14 protein-coding genes are annotated in these 14,280 nt (G+C 46.6%); 6 read left to right on the top strand and 8 right to left on the bottom strand.

Translation table 11 applies throughout. The annotated features are described in order from the left end of the window. Nucleotides 1-174: 174 nt before the first annotated feature. From ACMA1I_RS13040 to ACMA1I_RS13030, 3 genes are all read left to right on the top strand, one after another. The gene (locus ACMA1I_RS13040; RefSeq protein ID WP_337068809.1) at nucleotides 175-1,539 is read left to right on the top strand and encodes a Gfo/Idh/MocA family oxidoreductase; all 1,365 of its coding nucleotides are present in this window, start codon (nucleotides 175-177) and stop codon (nucleotides 1,537-1,539) included. A gap of 469 nt (nucleotides 1,540-2,008) precedes the next feature. Then, nucleotides 2,009-3,946: a molecular chaperone DnaK gene (gene dnaK, locus ACMA1I_RS13035; RefSeq protein WP_337068808.1), complete on the top strand. Its 1,938-nt coding sequence runs from the start codon at nucleotides 2,009-2,011 to the stop codon at nucleotides 3,944-3,946. Nucleotides 3,947-4,608: 662 nt separating this feature from the next. Continuing rightward, entirely contained in the window at nucleotides 4,609-5,460 is an 852-nt protein-coding gene (locus tag ACMA1I_RS13030) for a universal stress protein (RefSeq protein WP_337068807.1), read from the top strand. Nucleotides 5,461-5,529: 69 nt separating this feature from the next. Here the strand turns inward: ACMA1I_RS13030 and ACMA1I_RS13025 are convergent, their stop codons facing one another. The 3 genes from ACMA1I_RS13025 to ACMA1I_RS13015 all read right to left on the bottom strand — a co-directional run bounded on the left by ACMA1I_RS13025 (nucleotide 5,530) and on the right by ACMA1I_RS13015 (nucleotide 8,022). Next, nucleotides 5,530-5,961, bottom strand: coding sequence for a hypothetical protein (locus ACMA1I_RS13025; protein WP_337068806.1), 432 nt, complete (start codon nucleotides 5,959-5,961; stop codon nucleotides 5,530-5,532). Between the two features lie 42 nt (nucleotides 5,962-6,003). Continuing rightward, nucleotides 6,004-6,837: a thermonuclease family protein gene (locus ACMA1I_RS13020; RefSeq protein WP_337068805.1), complete on the bottom strand. Its 834-nt coding sequence runs from the start codon at nucleotides 6,835-6,837 to the stop codon at nucleotides 6,004-6,006. 117 nt (nucleotides 6,838-6,954) lie between these two features. Next, entirely contained in the window at nucleotides 6,955-8,022 is a 1,068-nt protein-coding gene (locus tag ACMA1I_RS13015; RefSeq protein ID WP_337068804.1) for a DUF6687 family protein, read from the bottom strand. A 170-nt stretch (nucleotides 8,023-8,192) separates the two neighbouring features. Here ACMA1I_RS13015 and ACMA1I_RS13010 point away from each other — a divergent pair, with 170 nt between their 5' ends. Then, nucleotides 8,193-9,653: a nicotinate phosphoribosyltransferase gene (locus ACMA1I_RS13010; RefSeq protein WP_337068803.1), complete on the top strand. Its 1,461-nt coding sequence runs from the start codon at nucleotides 8,193-8,195 to the stop codon at nucleotides 9,651-9,653. Nucleotides 9,654-9,689: 36 nt separating this feature from the next. Here ACMA1I_RS13010 and ACMA1I_RS13005 read toward each other — a convergent pair whose 3' ends face one another. The 5 genes from ACMA1I_RS13005 to ACMA1I_RS12985 form a co-directional block, all read right to left on the bottom strand. Beyond that, nucleotides 9,690-9,989, bottom strand: coding sequence for an HNH endonuclease (locus ACMA1I_RS13005; protein WP_337068802.1), 300 nt, complete (start codon nucleotides 9,987-9,989; stop codon nucleotides 9,690-9,692). Nucleotides 9,990-10,286: 297 nt separating this feature from the next. Then, entirely contained in the window at nucleotides 10,287-10,706 is a 420-nt protein-coding gene (locus ACMA1I_RS13000) for a response regulator transcription factor (RefSeq protein WP_337068801.1), read from the bottom strand. After that, entirely contained in the window at nucleotides 10,669-11,514 is an 846-nt protein-coding gene (locus ACMA1I_RS12995; protein ID WP_337068799.1) for a sensor histidine kinase, read from the bottom strand. Before ACMA1I_RS12995 ends, ACMA1I_RS13000 begins: the two co-directional genes overlap by 38 nt. Then, nucleotides 11,511-11,966: a hypothetical protein gene (locus ACMA1I_RS12990; protein ID WP_337068797.1), complete on the bottom strand. Its 456-nt coding sequence runs from the start codon at nucleotides 11,964-11,966 to the stop codon at nucleotides 11,511-11,513. Before ACMA1I_RS12990 ends, ACMA1I_RS12995 begins: the two co-directional genes overlap by 4 nt. A 199-nt stretch (nucleotides 11,967-12,165) precedes the next feature. Further along, nucleotides 12,166-12,486 (bottom strand): hypothetical protein, encoded by a 321-nt coding sequence (locus ACMA1I_RS12985; protein ID WP_337068796.1) that lies wholly within the window; start codon nucleotides 12,484-12,486, stop codon nucleotides 12,166-12,168. Between the two features lie 260 nt (nucleotides 12,487-12,746). Between ACMA1I_RS12985 and trxA the strand changes: the two genes are divergently transcribed. Together trxA and ACMA1I_RS12975 are read left to right on the top strand one after the other, a co-directional pair. Next, nucleotides 12,747-13,061, top strand: a complete 315-nt coding sequence (gene trxA / locus ACMA1I_RS12980; RefSeq protein ID WP_337068793.1) for a thioredoxin — start codon at nucleotides 12,747-12,749, stop codon at nucleotides 13,059-13,061. Between the two features lie 244 nt (nucleotides 13,062-13,305). Beyond that, nucleotides 13,306-14,271, top strand: a complete 966-nt coding sequence (locus ACMA1I_RS12975; protein ID WP_337068791.1) for a nucleoside hydrolase — start codon at nucleotides 13,306-13,308, stop codon at nucleotides 14,269-14,271. Nucleotides 14,272-14,280 lie beyond the last annotated feature (9 nt).

Here is a 14,280-nt window from a genome sequence, read left to right as displayed (position 1 = left end):
GTTTTGTAAACAGGAACTTCTATTTTAACTACCGTTAGTTAGATAAGAACTAAAAAATCCCCTCTTGGTTCTCTTTCTGTGAAAATGATGGTGCCTCGCACCCTGCTCACGACTGAACACCATTAGAACTTAACTGAAAATTATAAAAAGCATTTTCCAACTTTTACAATTGCTATGAACAACAGTGAAAACGCCTTCTCCAGAAGAAGCTTCCTGACAGCCACAGCAGCTCTAGCGGGCTCTGTAGTACTGAACCCTTTTGCAGCCGTAGCAGCAGCTGCCAATAAAAAGATGAGAATTGCTATTGTGGGCACCGGCGGCAGAGCGCTCGGTATGTGGTCTAAGTCGATCAATGAAAAATACGGCGAAAGAGTGGAATATGTAGGGCTTTGCGATGTAAACCCTGGCCGCCTGGAGTATTTTAAAAAGAAAACAGGCTTTAAGTGTCCTACCTTCACCAATTTTGAACAGATGATGAAAAAGGTGAAGCCCGATACGCTCATGGTAATGACGGTAGACAACACGCACCACGAGTACATTATTAAAGGTATGGAGATGGGAGCTAATGTTATCACGGAAAAGCCCATGACCACCGACGAGAAAAAGTGCCAGGATATTTTGGACACGGAAAAGAAAACAGGCAAAAAAGTAACCGTAACATTTAACTACCGTTACTCTCCCCACCGCGCAAAGCTATACGAACTGGTGCATAGCGGCGAAATCGGAGACCTCACTTCCGTAGATTTCCACTGGTACCTCGACACTCGCCATGGCTCCGATTATTTCCGTCGCTGGCACAGGCTAAAAGAGAAAGGCGGCACCTTATGGGTACACAAAGCCACACACCACTTTGACCTGCTAAACTGGTGGATCGAATCTGATCCGGAAGAAGTGTATGCCGCAGGTGCGCTGGAGTTTTATGGCAAAAACAACCCGTTCCGCCACACCAACTGCCGCCCCTGCCCGCACAAAGATAAGTGCGCTTTCTATTTCGACATAACGAAGCGACAGCAGTTGGTTGAGCTGTATGTAGACCACGAGAAACATGATGGCTACCTGCGCGATGGCTGTGTCTGGAAAGAAGATATTGACATTTATGATAAAATGGCGGCTACCATTAAGTATAAAAATGGTGTGCAGGTAAGCTACTCCCTTACGACCTATTCCCCATACGAAGGCTACCGCATTGCCTTTAACGGCACCAAAGGCCGCATAGACTGCTGGGTAGAAGAAAGCAACCCGATCGTAGAGAAAGATTACGAGGAAATTGTACTGACAAAGAATTTCGGCGGCCGCGAAATTATAAAAGTGCCGCATGCAGAAGGTGGCCACGGTGGCGGCGACAAGCTCTTGACGGATGCTATCTTCCTGGGCGTAAAATCAGATCCGCTTCATCAGGCAGCTGGCGTACGAGACGGAGCCTTGTCTATTCTGGTAGGCATAGCTGCCCGTAACAGCTGCGAGACCGGTAAGGCAATAAAAATAGCCGATCTCACCAGCATTAAACCCATGGAAAAACGACAATTCGTTACAACTTAACCCTCGCAGGCAGAGTTAAGAGAAGCGTCCTGGTTTTGGAAAAGTTAGCTGTAGAGGCACTTTCCCAAAACCAGGACGCTTTTTTTATCAGTCCTCATCATCAGAGGTCTCTCTGCTTTAGCTTTGGGGTAAGCCTGCTATAAGCTAAAAATGGCTCTGGAAGTCCATTTTCATTAGGATAATTAGGTGCCCCGGTGGCAACTACCTACCCCGTCCTGCTGCCCATGTTATGTCTTTTCTTAAAACCTGTCAGCACAAAACATCTCATTCTTCATGCAGTGTCTGTTCTATGAAAAACTGTCGTAACAAACTGACGGAATAAAAATAAAGACAGCCATGAGGCCGATCTCACCTCCCATTGTGACAGAATGACATAAAAAAAACCTATTTCCCCGCTTGGCACAAGCCTTGATATAAACCTGACAACAGTAGAATTTTGATTCAGAAAATACATTAATAAAACTATAGAATGGGAAAGATAATTGGTATTGACTTAGGTACAACTAACTCGTGCGTTTCTGTAATGGAGGGTAATGAGCCAGTAGTTATACCGAACAGCGAAGGCCGCAGAACTACTCCATCTATCGTTGCTTTTTTAGACAACGGTAACGGAGAGCGCAAAGTAGGTGACCCTGCCAAACGCCAGGCAATCACAAACCCACAGAACACGATTGCTTCTATCAAGCGCTTCATGGGTCATAGCTACAACGAAGTTAGTGAAGAAGCAAAGCAGGTATCTTACAAAGTGGTACAAGGCAGCAATAACACGATTCGTGTGGAGATTGGAGACCGCCAGTACACGCCTCAGGAGATTTCTGCTATGGTGCTTCAGAAAATGAAGGCCACTGCCGAAGATTACTTAGGTACAACTGTAACAGAAGCCGTTATTACGGTGCCTGCTTACTTTAACGATGCGCAACGTCAGGCTACAAAAGAAGCCGGACAGATTGCAGGCCTTGAAGTAAAACGTATCATTAACGAGCCTACAGCGGCTGCGCTGGCATACGGCTTAGACAAAAAACACAAAGACCAGAAAATCGCGGTATTCGACTTAGGAGGTGGTACATTTGATATTTCTATCCTGGAGTTAGGCGATGGCGTGTTCGAAGTACTTTCTACTAACGGTGATACGCACCTGGGTGGTGATGACTTTGACCAGGTAATCATTAACTGGCTTGCTCAGGAGTTCATCAACGACGAGAACATAGACCTGCGTAAAGACCCAATGGCATTACAGCGTCTGAAAGAAGCTGCTGAAAAGGCGAAAATTGAACTCTCCAGCTCTAACGAAACGGAGATTAACCTGCCTTACATTATGCCTGTAAACGGTATTCCGAAGCACTTAGTACGTAAATTAACTCGTGCTAAATTTGAGCAGCTGTCTGACGACCTGATCCGTCGCTCTATGGAACCTTGCCGCAAGGCTTTACAAGATGCCGGCCTTTCTACTTCCGATATCGATGAAGTAATCTTGGTTGGTGGTTCTACCCGTATCCCAAGAGTGCAGGAAGAAGTAGAGAAATTCTTCGGTAAGAAACCATCTAAAGGAGTAAACCCTGACGAAGTGGTAGCCATTGGTGCTGCAATTCAAGGTGGTGTATTAACCGGTGAAGTAAAAGACGTGCTCCTGCTGGACGTAACGCCGCTTTCGCTGGGTATCGAGACAATGGGTGGTGTAATGACCAAACTGATCGAGTCTAACACAACCATTCCTACAAAGAAGTCAGAGACTTTCTCTACTGCTTCTGATAACCAGCCGTCTGTGGAAATCCACGTACTGCAAGGTGAGCGCCCAATGGCTCGCGACAACCGCACCATCGGCCGCTTCCACTTAGATGGTATTCCGCCAGCACCTCGTGGTGTTCCTCAAATCGAAGTAATTTTCGATATTGATGCCAACGGTATTTTGCATGTAACAGCCAAAGACAAAGCAACAGGCAAAGAGCAGAAAATCCGTATCGAGGCTTCTTCTGGCCTGAGCGAGCAGGAAATTGAACGTATGCGCCAGGAAGCCGAAGCCAACGCTGAAGCTGATAAAAAAGCGAAAGAAGAAATCGAGAAGCTGAATGCAGCCGACTCTATGATCTTCCAGACTGAGAAGCAGCTGAAGGAGTATGGCGATAAACTTTCTGAAGGCAACAAAACTGCCATTGAAGGCGCTCTTGCCCAGTTACGTACTGCCCACGGCGCTAAAGATGTAGCGGGTATAGATGCAGCTCTGGAAGGCCTGAACAATGCCTGGAGCGCAGCTTCTCAAGAAATGTACGCAGCTACTCAAGGTCAGCCAGGTGGTGCACCAGGTGGCAACGGCCAGGCAGGTGGCCCTGATGCAGGTGCTCAGGGAGCAACAGCCGATGGCGGTGTAACAGACGTAGACTACGAAGAAGTAGACGGCAGCAAGCAATAATATCAACTCAATTATATAGTAAATCCCCCGCTGGTTCAGTGGGGGATTTTTTGTTTATACCCCTCCCCAACTTCAAAAGCCTAAGCCCAAAACCTCATATTTCACCTCCGGAAGGCGGATTTCATTAGAATAATTTCAGTAAAAAAACTAACTACATTCAATGTATTGCGGCAGCAAGCTACAGGGCGAATACCTGTAGTCAGGTGCACCCATTGACGATTTTTTGTTTGAGCGTTCAGCGAGTTCAAAATCGTCTTGATTTTTTTGGTTCTTTTTGTATCAAGACAAAAAGAACAAAGACTTCAGCCATACAACAGCTTTACTCCAAAGTCACAGAAGGAGCAGTAGCTATGCGAACTTAAACTTAAAAGCAGATAGTAATTAGCTGATGCCTCTCGCCCACAAGATCCCTTCAAAATGACAAAGCCATTTTCATCAAACTATATTCTCTAAAGAACATACTCCAGAAGCAGCTTGTAAGGTGCAGCCGCCTGCCAGGCTAGTGGATAAAATGCAACATTGGCAAGCGATGCTTACGCCGCCATACAATTGGTGCACTAGCTCCTATTTATCATAAAATATGCTGATCTCTTTTGTCCGGGTACGTATACATAGGCAAATCAGGATATACTTTTGATTGCACAACCCCCAAACTGTTTTCTATGAAAAAGATTCTTTGCCCTACCGACTTTTCCAAAACTGCCAGCAAGGCGGTAGAATATGCTGCTACCATAGCCAATCGCGCAGGCGCCCATCTTACCCTCCTGCACGTGGTGCACCTGCCTGTAGTAGACACCTCCGAAACAGCCTTGATAGCGAGTGAGCTGCTTCAGGAGCAAATTAGGGATGCTGGCGAAAAAATGACAGCCCTTCAGCAGGAGTTGGAACAAAAATTTGGAGCAAACAACGGTGCCTTTACCTGTGACTACCTGGTGAAAGAAGCGCTGCTGACAGATATTGCCGGGCAGTTAACCTCCACCGAAGGTTACGACCTGGTGGTGATGGGTACCACCGGAGGCGGCAGCACGCTGGAAGAACTACTAATAGGGAGCAACGCTGAAGCAGTAATTGAGCAGGTGAGATGTCCGGTACTCACTATTCCGGCGTCTGCCAATTGGCCTGAGATCACAAGAATTATTTATGCCTCAGATTATAATGAAGATGATAAATACGCGCTGCATCAGGTTTGGGAAATAGCCAATCTGTTCAATGCAGCTGTCGATGTTATACATGTATCGAAGGAAGCGACGAGAGAAGGCGGTGCCAGGTCGCAGCAGTTCTGGGAGGAGTTGCAGCGCACTTACCCCGACAGCCCTATGCGGTTCCAGGAGGTAGTAAGCCGGCATCGCCAAGATGGCATTATTGACTACTACAACCAGTCGGGTGCTAACCTGGTGGCTATACTCCGCAAAGACAAAGGCTTTTTTCAGGAGCTGTTCTCGCGCAGCCTCGCCGAAAAAATGACTTACAAAGCCGATGTTCCTTTGCTTGTGTTACACACCAGAAAGCATTAACAACAGACACCAAATTATTCTAATCAAATTGCCCTTCCGGAGGCATTCCACAGTTAAGCTGGTGAAGGGCTAGCGCCTCTGGATAACCTGTTTTTCATCGAAAATAATGGCCATGTCCTTACTACAGATGTCACAGTTATAGCGGCCATAGTCTTCTACAGCCCTAATCAACGTTACATTTTTCTTTACAGTTTGGCAGCCGTTCAGCAACTCGCAGTTATACTCTGTGTGGAACACATCTGCATGGGCATCGTCGCATACATACACCCTGTCCTGGGCATTTTCTGTCGGAATTCTATGAAAGTCCGGGGCTGGCCGGCGTTCGGTTTGGGCTGCAGAATCGACTGCGGGAACTGTGCTTTGGTCAGTAACCGATCCTTGTGTCTGCTCTTGCTCTGAACTCTGGCAAGCGTTGGCCGATAAAGCTAAAATGAAGATGGAGCTCTTTAGTAACTTTAAGAAAGACATTCTGATGTATATAGGGTTGAAGCGTATTGTCATAAATAGTTAGTACAATTAATAGCAAAAAGCAAGCACCAAAGCTCAGGAGCCGCAGGTTTTGTCAAGTCTTCGGCTATGCTCCCTGATAGCTTCTGCCTCAGTTAAAGTAAGTACTTCGGCTTTGCAACGCTTTAATACGGAACAAGACGCAGAAACGTGGTAAACAGCAGAGCCAGAGCTGTTGCAAATGTAAACATTTCGTTTGGTAGCACCTGCCGGAATCGGAGCTTTTGCCTGGTTAGTTCCAGGTGCAGCCGCTGTGGCAGTATTGCTTCTGATGCCTTTCCGAAAATCCCAGGGCGGAACAGGATTAGGATCTTTCCAGAGGCCGCGTTTAAAACGCCGTGCATCTGTTTCGAGGTTTGCCAGGTTCAGGTCTTTGGAGTAGGCTTTGTAATGCCAGGCAAGACCTTCTCGCACCATTTCTTCGTTCAGGTTACGACCGTCTGGCAAAATGATGGTTCCTACCGTGCGCCCATACCGGTCGGTGTTGTGTGCAATCAGCTTTACGTATTTTCCAAAGGCCAGATCAGAAGCGTATTGCTTGGCACGTTGTCCAAAATCCTGGTTTTTCTCCGGACTGTCTATGCCATAGAGCCGCACCTTTATAACCTGCCCATTTCGTAACAGATCCATAGTGTCGCCATCCTTAACAGCCACTACCCTATCGCCAGCTGTATTTTCAGGTAATTTGCTTTCCGGCACACTCCTTTCTAACTGAGGATCTGGATGAACTGGCTCTTTTGCAGGTGCTGTTTCTACTGATGTTCTTTCTTGCCTTTGTCGGGTTTCGTGGGTATTGCCGGGGTCTTGCTTGCAACCCCAAAGCAGTAGCAACAAGCACAAAAGGTAAATTTTCAGATGCAGCAGTTTCAAGGTTATTCAAGTTAAGTGAGAAAATATTAGGTGAGAGGTACACGTTCACCGGCATGTCTTATACAGCAAAAGCTACCAATAAGGTGCTCAGAAGATGCGCAGAAGCTGCTTAGGCAACTAGAGCCGCAGAGTTTGTTGCAGCTCCTTTACCTCTTTCCAGCTCCAGAAATAACGCGGCTCCAGGCCGGCATAGGCTTTATGGAAATAGGACACCACCTGCATTTGCAACTCCTCCTTCGAGATAGACGAACTAAAGATTTTCCGGGAGGTCGGGTTATCAAATGCTTCAACCTGGGTCAGTTTGTCGCCGTTTAGCCGCAGCAGCGGACCAGTTTCGGTAATGGCATCGCAGGTCCAGGTATGTCCAGATTGCTCCAGGGCGTTTAGCCGTGCCGCCAGTGGTGCCAGGTTAATGCGCGGCAAAGTGGGCCTGGAGCTTAGATCTACCCAAGTGGTGTATTTGTACTCAAGTTCGTACCGGTTGTCGCTGTAGCAACTCAATACAATATCGAAGCCTAAGGTGCGGCTAAAGAGGGCATAGTAATGCACCGGTTCCGGAAGCTGCAGCACCACCAGCCCAATCTCCGGGTGGCGCAAAAGTTTAGTTTCGGGCTTGTACATGTCGCGGTACCCGAGCAGCACCTCCCCCACCTCATCTTCCCAAACTGCTTTCTCCCAATCAGGGTCTTTCAGCACACGCCCAAACTCACGCAAGAAGTACGCAAACTTTTTAGGACAGAGCGTCACTTCAGACTCCGGCAGCTGCTCCGCTCCAAACGGCGGGTAAAACAGCTCCTTCTCCCGCGCATTAATCCAGCATACCAGCTTTAGCGCCTCCCCAGCCAGTGGGTGGTTCAGGTCCAGCTCCCTGAAATCTCCGATAAGGGCCATTTGCCGCAGCAGCTCCTCGTTCTCCAGCGCCAGCTCCGGATGCAGCAAACTCCAAACCCCTACAAAGCCATCTATATCAAAATGATTTGCCGTAACGTAAGGCAATTCCAAGCTTGGCAAGTTCTGACGCAGCGCATGCAGCACCATGGCGGCACTGGTATCGTCGCGAACTGTTGCTGGAGTAGGTGCACCGCGCCAATGCGACAAGGTAAGCCCATTGGGATGGGTACTGTCTACTACAATGGCTTTGTGATGCTTTAACTCGGAGAAAGGAATAAATTGCCGCTTTATCATGGTGTAAAGTTAAAAATTGTACCGTTGATTTGTTGCCTTACCCAACGATAAATACTTACTTGAACCCAATTAGCTTACCCGTATTATTAGTACGGCGGTTTAGCTACCACGAATATATTTACAACACAGAAACCCAGGTAAACCTACCTGCCTGTTCTATTTTACCTGCCATGAAATTAAAAGATATTTACGCCTCTTCTCTTACCTTACTCACCGATTTGTACCAATTAACGATGGCCTATGGCTATTGGAAACAAGGTATGGCGGAGCAGGAATCGGTGTTTCACCTGTACTTCCGTAAGAACCCTTTTAAAGGAGGATATACCATTGCCGCTGGCCTAGCCTATATAATAGATTATTTAGAGGAGCTTCGGTTTCGGGAGGAGGATCTAGCGTATCTGGCAAGCTTAAAAGGAAGTGAGCAGCAATCTCTCTTTGAACCTGCTTTCCTGGATTATTTACGTGAGATGCGCTTTACCTGCGATGTAGAAGCAATACCCGAGGGCACCGTAGTGTTCCCGAATGAGCCGCTTGTGCGGGTACGCGGGCCTCTATTACAGGCTCAGCTGATCGAAACTCCCTTACTCACCATCATTAACTTTCAGACCCTGATTGCAACCAAGGCTGCACGGGTAGCAGATGCAGCCAAAGGCAACCGGGTGGTGGAGTTTGGCATGCGAAGGGCACAAGGAATAGACGGAGCGCTTGCAGCAAGCCGCGCTGCCTATATAGGTGGCGCAGCGGCTACTTCTAACATACTGGCCGGCAAGCTGTTTGGCATCCCGCTCAGTGGCACCCATGCCCATAGCTGGGTGCAGGCGTTTGCCTCAGAACAGGAAGCATTCAGGGCGTATGGAGAAGCCTTTCCTTTCGACTCTGTTTTTCTGGTAGATACTTATAATACCCTGGAGGGTGTAAAAAAAGCCATTGCAGCTGCCACTGAACTAAAGCCCTTAGGTTTTAAATTTAACGCTATCCGCCTCGACTCCGGTGACCTAACTTATTTGAGCGTGGAAGCCCGTAAGCTGTTGGATGCCGCCGGTTTCGAATCCACTAACATTGTAGCCAGCAACGACTTGGATGAACATATTATAACCAGTCTTCGGCAGGAAGGTTCTAAGGTAAACATCTGGGGTGTGGGCACGCAAATGGTAACGGCCTACGACCAGCCAGCTTTAGGTGGAGTTTACAAGCTCGCTGCCCTGCAACAAAAAGACGGCAGCTGGTCTTATAAAATAAAATTATCGGAGCAACTTGCCAAAACCTCTACACCAGGCGTGTTGCAGGTGCGCCGGTTCTTGCAGGAGAACGGCTACTTGGCCGACATGATTTTTAACGAAGCAGAAAAGCAGCCTGAGCGGGTGGTTGTCGTAGATCCTGTAGACAGCACCCGGCGCAAAGTTATAGCGCCTGGCACAGCCTATAAAGACCTGCTAGTGCCGATTTTTATAAAAGGAGAACTTACTTATACCGCTCCTGCCTTACCAGCTATAAAAGCCAAGGTACAACAGGAACTCAACGCGCTGCACGAGAGTATTCGCCGCTACCTGAACCCGCATAGTTACCCGGCAGGTTTGGAGGAAAGCCTGCATCAGTTTAAGATAGACCTGGTACTAAAGCTGAAAGAATAAGGAGGCAGCTCTGATCCACAGTAGACTGCTCCTGTATTACCATTTGCGCCTGTTTTTGCCGCGCCTGTTTGAAATCCGTTCTATGGGCCGGTCTTTTACCCATTTCAGGTACTTCTGGAGCGCCTCAGCTGCCTTTAGGGCACTTATACTGTTGTAGAGTGTAGCCAGTTCCTGGTTACTAAAGGTTAGGTGCAAAGTACTATGGCAGGGCTGACATAACTCTGCAGTTGGTCCGTAGCGGCCTCCCTCCTCGCGGGGCACCAGGTGGTGCCGCGAAAGGTGCTGTACTTCACGCTCACATAGTTCACAAATCAGTTTTTCTTCTTTATTGGCCATTCCTTAGGCAAATTATGTAAACACCTGCCGTGGTCAGGAGACTCTGCTGCGGGGGCTGATGTACAGCTAAATTGCTGCTTTTTCACTCCTATAAAACAAATTTTTACGGAAGATGGTTTTCGTGTGGAGTGGTTAAAGGTTTGAATTTGTTTCGATTCCTGTCCGGCTACAAAATAATAATGCCTTTCCTCAGCAGCACCAGATCTGGTGCTGCTGAGGAAAGGCATTATCTTAAAAATCTCTGGAATAAGCTATCTGTAGCAACAGCTTTGGCCATGCTGTAGCAGGCAGTTTAATTTAAATAGCGAAGGGGTGATTGGGCTGCTTCTGAATGTATTTTTCGCCCTTATACACTACTTGTAAGGCATTGCGGAGTTCTTCTGGCTCAGATGCTTTTGTGAGGTAACCGTGCACGCCCTCTTCGAGCAGGTTCTCTACCAGTTGTTCCTCTCCATACATCGAGAGGAGCAAAATCTTAACATCAGGATACTTGCTGATAATATAGCGGGCGGTAGCAATTCCATCTATATCAGGCATTTCTAAATCTAATAGCACCACATCAGGCATGGCATGCTCTATCTTCTCCAGCAGTTCAAATCCAGTGCCTGCATCGTATAGAATAGTCACCTCTTCAAAGCCTTTCATAATCTCTAACAGTCCCTTGCGAAAGAGAGTATGATCATCTGCTACGGCCAGGGTTATGGGCTTTCGGTTCATAATACTCATCATTTAAATCATTTTGTACTGGCACTTTCGCAACAGCTGTAAAGCCAGCTCCGATGCCGGAATTAATAGTAATTGTTCCATTCAGAAGAGCCATTCTGCTCTGGAGGTTTGTAAGACCCAAGCCTGCATTGGTTGTTTCTTGAACGCTTTGGTAGTCAAACCCTTTGCCGTTGTCAGAATAAACAAGCTCCACTGTATCCGTTTCGAACTGTAATTTAATGATTACTTCTGATGCTCCGGCATGCTTGATGGTATTGGCAAGCAGCTCCTGCACAATGCGGTACAAAGCCAGCTCCAACTTCTGAGATACACGACGTGCCGGCATGTTGCACTCAAATTTTACAGCCAGCTGGCAACCTGGCGGCAAGCTGCGCCTCAGGCTTTCAATTGCCTGCACCAAACCAAACTTGGTGAGCACAATGGGCATCAGGTCGTGCGATATGCGGCGCACGCTCTTCATAACTTCATCCAGTTTCAGCTTCAGGTTATTAACCGGAAGGTCTCCATCAGAAGTGGCTTGCTGCTGTAGCCCATGGCTCCACTGCCCTGCCTGTAACTTCACGAGCGCCAGCATTGTTCCTACCTCATCGTGCAAATCGCGCGCTACCCGCCTACGTTCTGTTTCCTGCGCCTCCAGCGCCGCTTCGAGCAATTGCCGCTGCCTTGCTTCCTCCAGTTGCCGCAGGTACTCCTGGTGCTTCATGAGTCGCTTCTGATACAAAACCACAAACACCACTACCCCAAGCGCCAGCAGGAGCATAATAGAGGTGGCAATGATAAAGGGTACAAACGGATTCAATTTCTGGGAGCTCTCCTCAGCACCAGCACCAGCATTACATTAAAAAAAATATTCAACAAATTTAATACCATAATGCTCAACCTCGTGTACTCTCTCGAATAAGATAACATCACATTGAAGAGAGAGTTTATGACCGATGAGCCTGCAAAGTTTATAATCACTGCCACACTAAGCATAAAATAAGGATCGGCCAGCAAATCTGTTTTACCAGCATCTTTAAATACCTGGTAGAAATACAGTAAGCCCAGGCTCACCATCAGCAAACTTTCTATTACCCTCGGATAAGAATTATAGACATTTAGGCTTTCTAAATAAACTATATCAGCTGCACAAAATAATATAAAAAGAAGGACCGATGCAATAATTAATTTATTGACTATCTTAGAGTTAAATGCCTTCAGGTAGATAAAAGAGAGTATTGCATATTCCAGGGGTATATAAATATGCGCCATCCATAAATTATTTATAGAGTGGTAGGAGCTGACCCAACCGGCCACCTCCACCACTGCTATAAATATTGAAAACCAAAATATCTGCCAGATAAGCTTCCGTTTAGAAACCTGTAGCAGCAGATACAGGCTGTAAAACAGAGGGAGCAGAATACTAACTATAGAAATATATTTTATGATGCTATAAAGCTCCATTCAGTACTTAATTGCCTAATGTGGTACCGACACTGCAATAGGGTGGGCACGGACTTGATTTGTCTAATATGATTCCTTCTTCCAGATCTTTACCGTAGGCGTCGACCCCAACCAGGATGAGTTGTTTCTGGCCGTCGTGGTCTATGCCATAATACATTCTGGCACCCATACAGCCTTCTTGTGCCAGCAGTCTCTGCAGTACTTCCTTTCCAAAAAAATGAGCCTTTACAACATCTGACTCCATGAGCTTTTCGCTGTAGTTTCCAATCCATGCCTTAGCTGTGGCCAGATCGATCTCGCCGCCTTCGTTTCCGTTAAATACTTCCATTTTAAATTTAATTTTAGGGTTAAGTGTAAATTAAAAATAAGGATTATAGTATATAATATTAGAGCTATATATAAAAAATTTAACTGATATCAACTCTGGAAAAGGGAGCTGCATTATGAAGGTGAAGCAAAAAAACACAAGCCTACCCGGCTGTTGCTATTTTTACTGGAATAGGTGCAATAAGGGCTAAACGAAACAATCATTTTAGGGTATTTATTCGTATCAGGCAAAGGTAAAGCATTCATTTTATATTTAGCAAAATGGCAAAGAAATCGTTTAGTGAATTAATTAACAGTCCTGGTATGCCGGTGCTGGTAGACTTTTATGCCGATTGGTGTGGCCCATGCAAAACTATGAACCCTATTGTTGAACAGGTGGCAAAGGAGTTTTCGGGTAAGCTAAAAGTACTGAAAGTAAACGTAGATCATAACCAGGCAGCTGCCAGTCAATATCGAGTGCAAGGTGTGCCAACTTTTATCTTATTCCATAAAGGTCAGATTGTATGGAAGCAGGCTGGCGCTGTACCGGGCCACCAGCTTTCGAGCGTAATTAAGCAGGCCATTCAGAAAGAGTAACATCAGTCTTTAGCTTAAGTGTAATCCCATAATTCTAAATCAAAACAACCACTTGTTCAAAACAGCCTATAATTCTTTACTTTTATAATGCCTCCGGGAGGCCATTTTCATTAGCATAATTGGGTAGCAGACAAGCACTTTCTTGCACAGCTACCTGTTACGGATGCACTCAGAACTGGTTTATCTCTCTGTTGTATTTTAACTCCTGTATTTATTCTGGCAGGTTCTTGTGCTATATTGCCACATGAACCAATTGCAAAATCCACAACCTATACCTGTTCTGTTCGACCACGATGGCGGTGTAGATGATTTTCTTTCGTTGCTCCTGCTTTTGTTGTTACCTGAAATAGATCTGGCAGGTATATCTATTACGCCTGCCGATTGTTACGCTGAGAACGCTCTGGAAACTACCCAGAAACTATTAGCGCTCACCAACAAAGACCATATAGAAATTGGCGTAGGTCAATACCATGGCATAAATGCATTTCCGGCTGATTGGAGGGCCAGGCCTAAAATGCTCAACGCGCTCCCCGACATGCTCAATGTTGCCAATTATATAGAAACAGCCACTCCTGAAAACAGTGTGGATTTTATTATCCGGAAGTTATCGGTTGCTGCCGAACCAGTAACAGTTCTTCTCACGGGGCCTTGTTCTAACCTGGTGCAGGCAGTAGCGCAACAGCCTGCAATTGTAACAAAGATAAAAGAGGTAGTTTGGATGGGTGGAGCAGTAGATGTGCCCGGCAATGTGCGCACTTACAACCACAATGGCACTGCCGAATGGAATGTATTTTGGGATCCGGTGGCGGCAAAAACCCTTTTCGGACTGGGGCTAAAGCTTACCATTGTGCCATTAGACACGACCAACCATGTGCCGGTAACTATTGATTTTTTGAAAAAGCTGGCAGCACAGGCATCTGCCTTTTATGCTCACCTGGCCGGGCAGTTCTGGGCCACCACCATCGACACGATTCCCGCTTATGACTACACGTACTTTATGTGGGATGTGCTTACGACCAGTTATCTTGCTATACCGACGGCTTTTGTGGTGGAGCAGGTAGAGATGGATGTTATTGCAACGGGACCATCTGCAGGAAAAACTTATCGTGCGCCTGGTACAGGGCAATGGGTCCAGGTAGCCACAGATGTGAATAAGGAACAGTTTTATAGTTTTCTGTTCAAGAAGCTTACCTCACCATTAGGGCAATAAAAAATACAG

It is taken from the genome of Pontibacter sp. 13R65 (assembly GCF_047525655.1).
Lineage (GTDB): Bacteria > Bacteroidota > Bacteroidia > Cytophagales > Hymenobacteraceae > Pontibacter.
Note: the sequence above shows the minus strand (reverse complement) of the source record. Positions and strands in the feature narration are given on the sequence as shown.

What these genes read in the sequence shown, in the direction of transcription:
- ACMA1I_RS13025 (WP_337068806.1), bottom strand. Translation starts at nt 5,961, where the DNA reads ATGACAATACGCTTCAACCCTATATACATCAGAATGTCTTTCTTAAAG.
- ACMA1I_RS13005 (WP_337068802.1), bottom strand. Translation starts at nt 9,989, where the DNA reads ATGGCCAATAAAGAAGAAAAACTGATTTGTGAACTATGTGAGCGTGAA.
- ACMA1I_RS13030 (WP_337068807.1), top strand. Translation starts at nt 4,609, where the DNA reads ATGAAAAAGATTCTTTGCCCTACCGACTTTTCCAAAACTGCCAGCAAG.
- ACMA1I_RS13040 (WP_337068809.1), top strand. Translation starts at nt 175, where the DNA reads ATGAACAACAGTGAAAACGCCTTCTCCAGAAGAAGCTTCCTGACAGCC.
- ACMA1I_RS12990 (WP_337068797.1), bottom strand. Translation starts at nt 11,966, where the DNA reads ATGGCGCATATTTATATACCCCTGGAATATGCAATACTCTCTTTTATC.
- ACMA1I_RS13010 (WP_337068803.1), top strand. Translation starts at nt 8,193, where the DNA reads ATGAAATTAAAAGATATTTACGCCTCTTCTCTTACCTTACTCACCGAT.
- ACMA1I_RS12985 (WP_337068796.1), bottom strand. Translation starts at nt 12,486, where the DNA reads ATGGAAGTATTTAACGGAAACGAAGGCGGCGAGATCGATCTGGCCACA.
- trxA (WP_337068793.1), top strand. Translation starts at nt 12,747, where the DNA reads ATGGCAAAGAAATCGTTTAGTGAATTAATTAACAGTCCTGGTATGCCG.
- ACMA1I_RS13000 (WP_337068801.1), bottom strand. Translation starts at nt 10,706, where the DNA reads ATGAACCGAAAGCCCATAACCCTGGCCGTAGCAGATGATCATACTCTC.
- ACMA1I_RS12975 (WP_337068791.1), top strand. Translation starts at nt 13,306, where the DNA reads ATGAACCAATTGCAAAATCCACAACCTATACCTGTTCTGTTCGACCAC.
- dnaK (WP_337068808.1), top strand. Translation starts at nt 2,009, where the DNA reads ATGGGAAAGATAATTGGTATTGACTTAGGTACAACTAACTCGTGCGTT.
- ACMA1I_RS13015 (WP_337068804.1), bottom strand. Translation starts at nt 8,022, where the DNA reads ATGATAAAGCGGCAATTTATTCCTTTCTCCGAGTTAAAGCATCACAAA.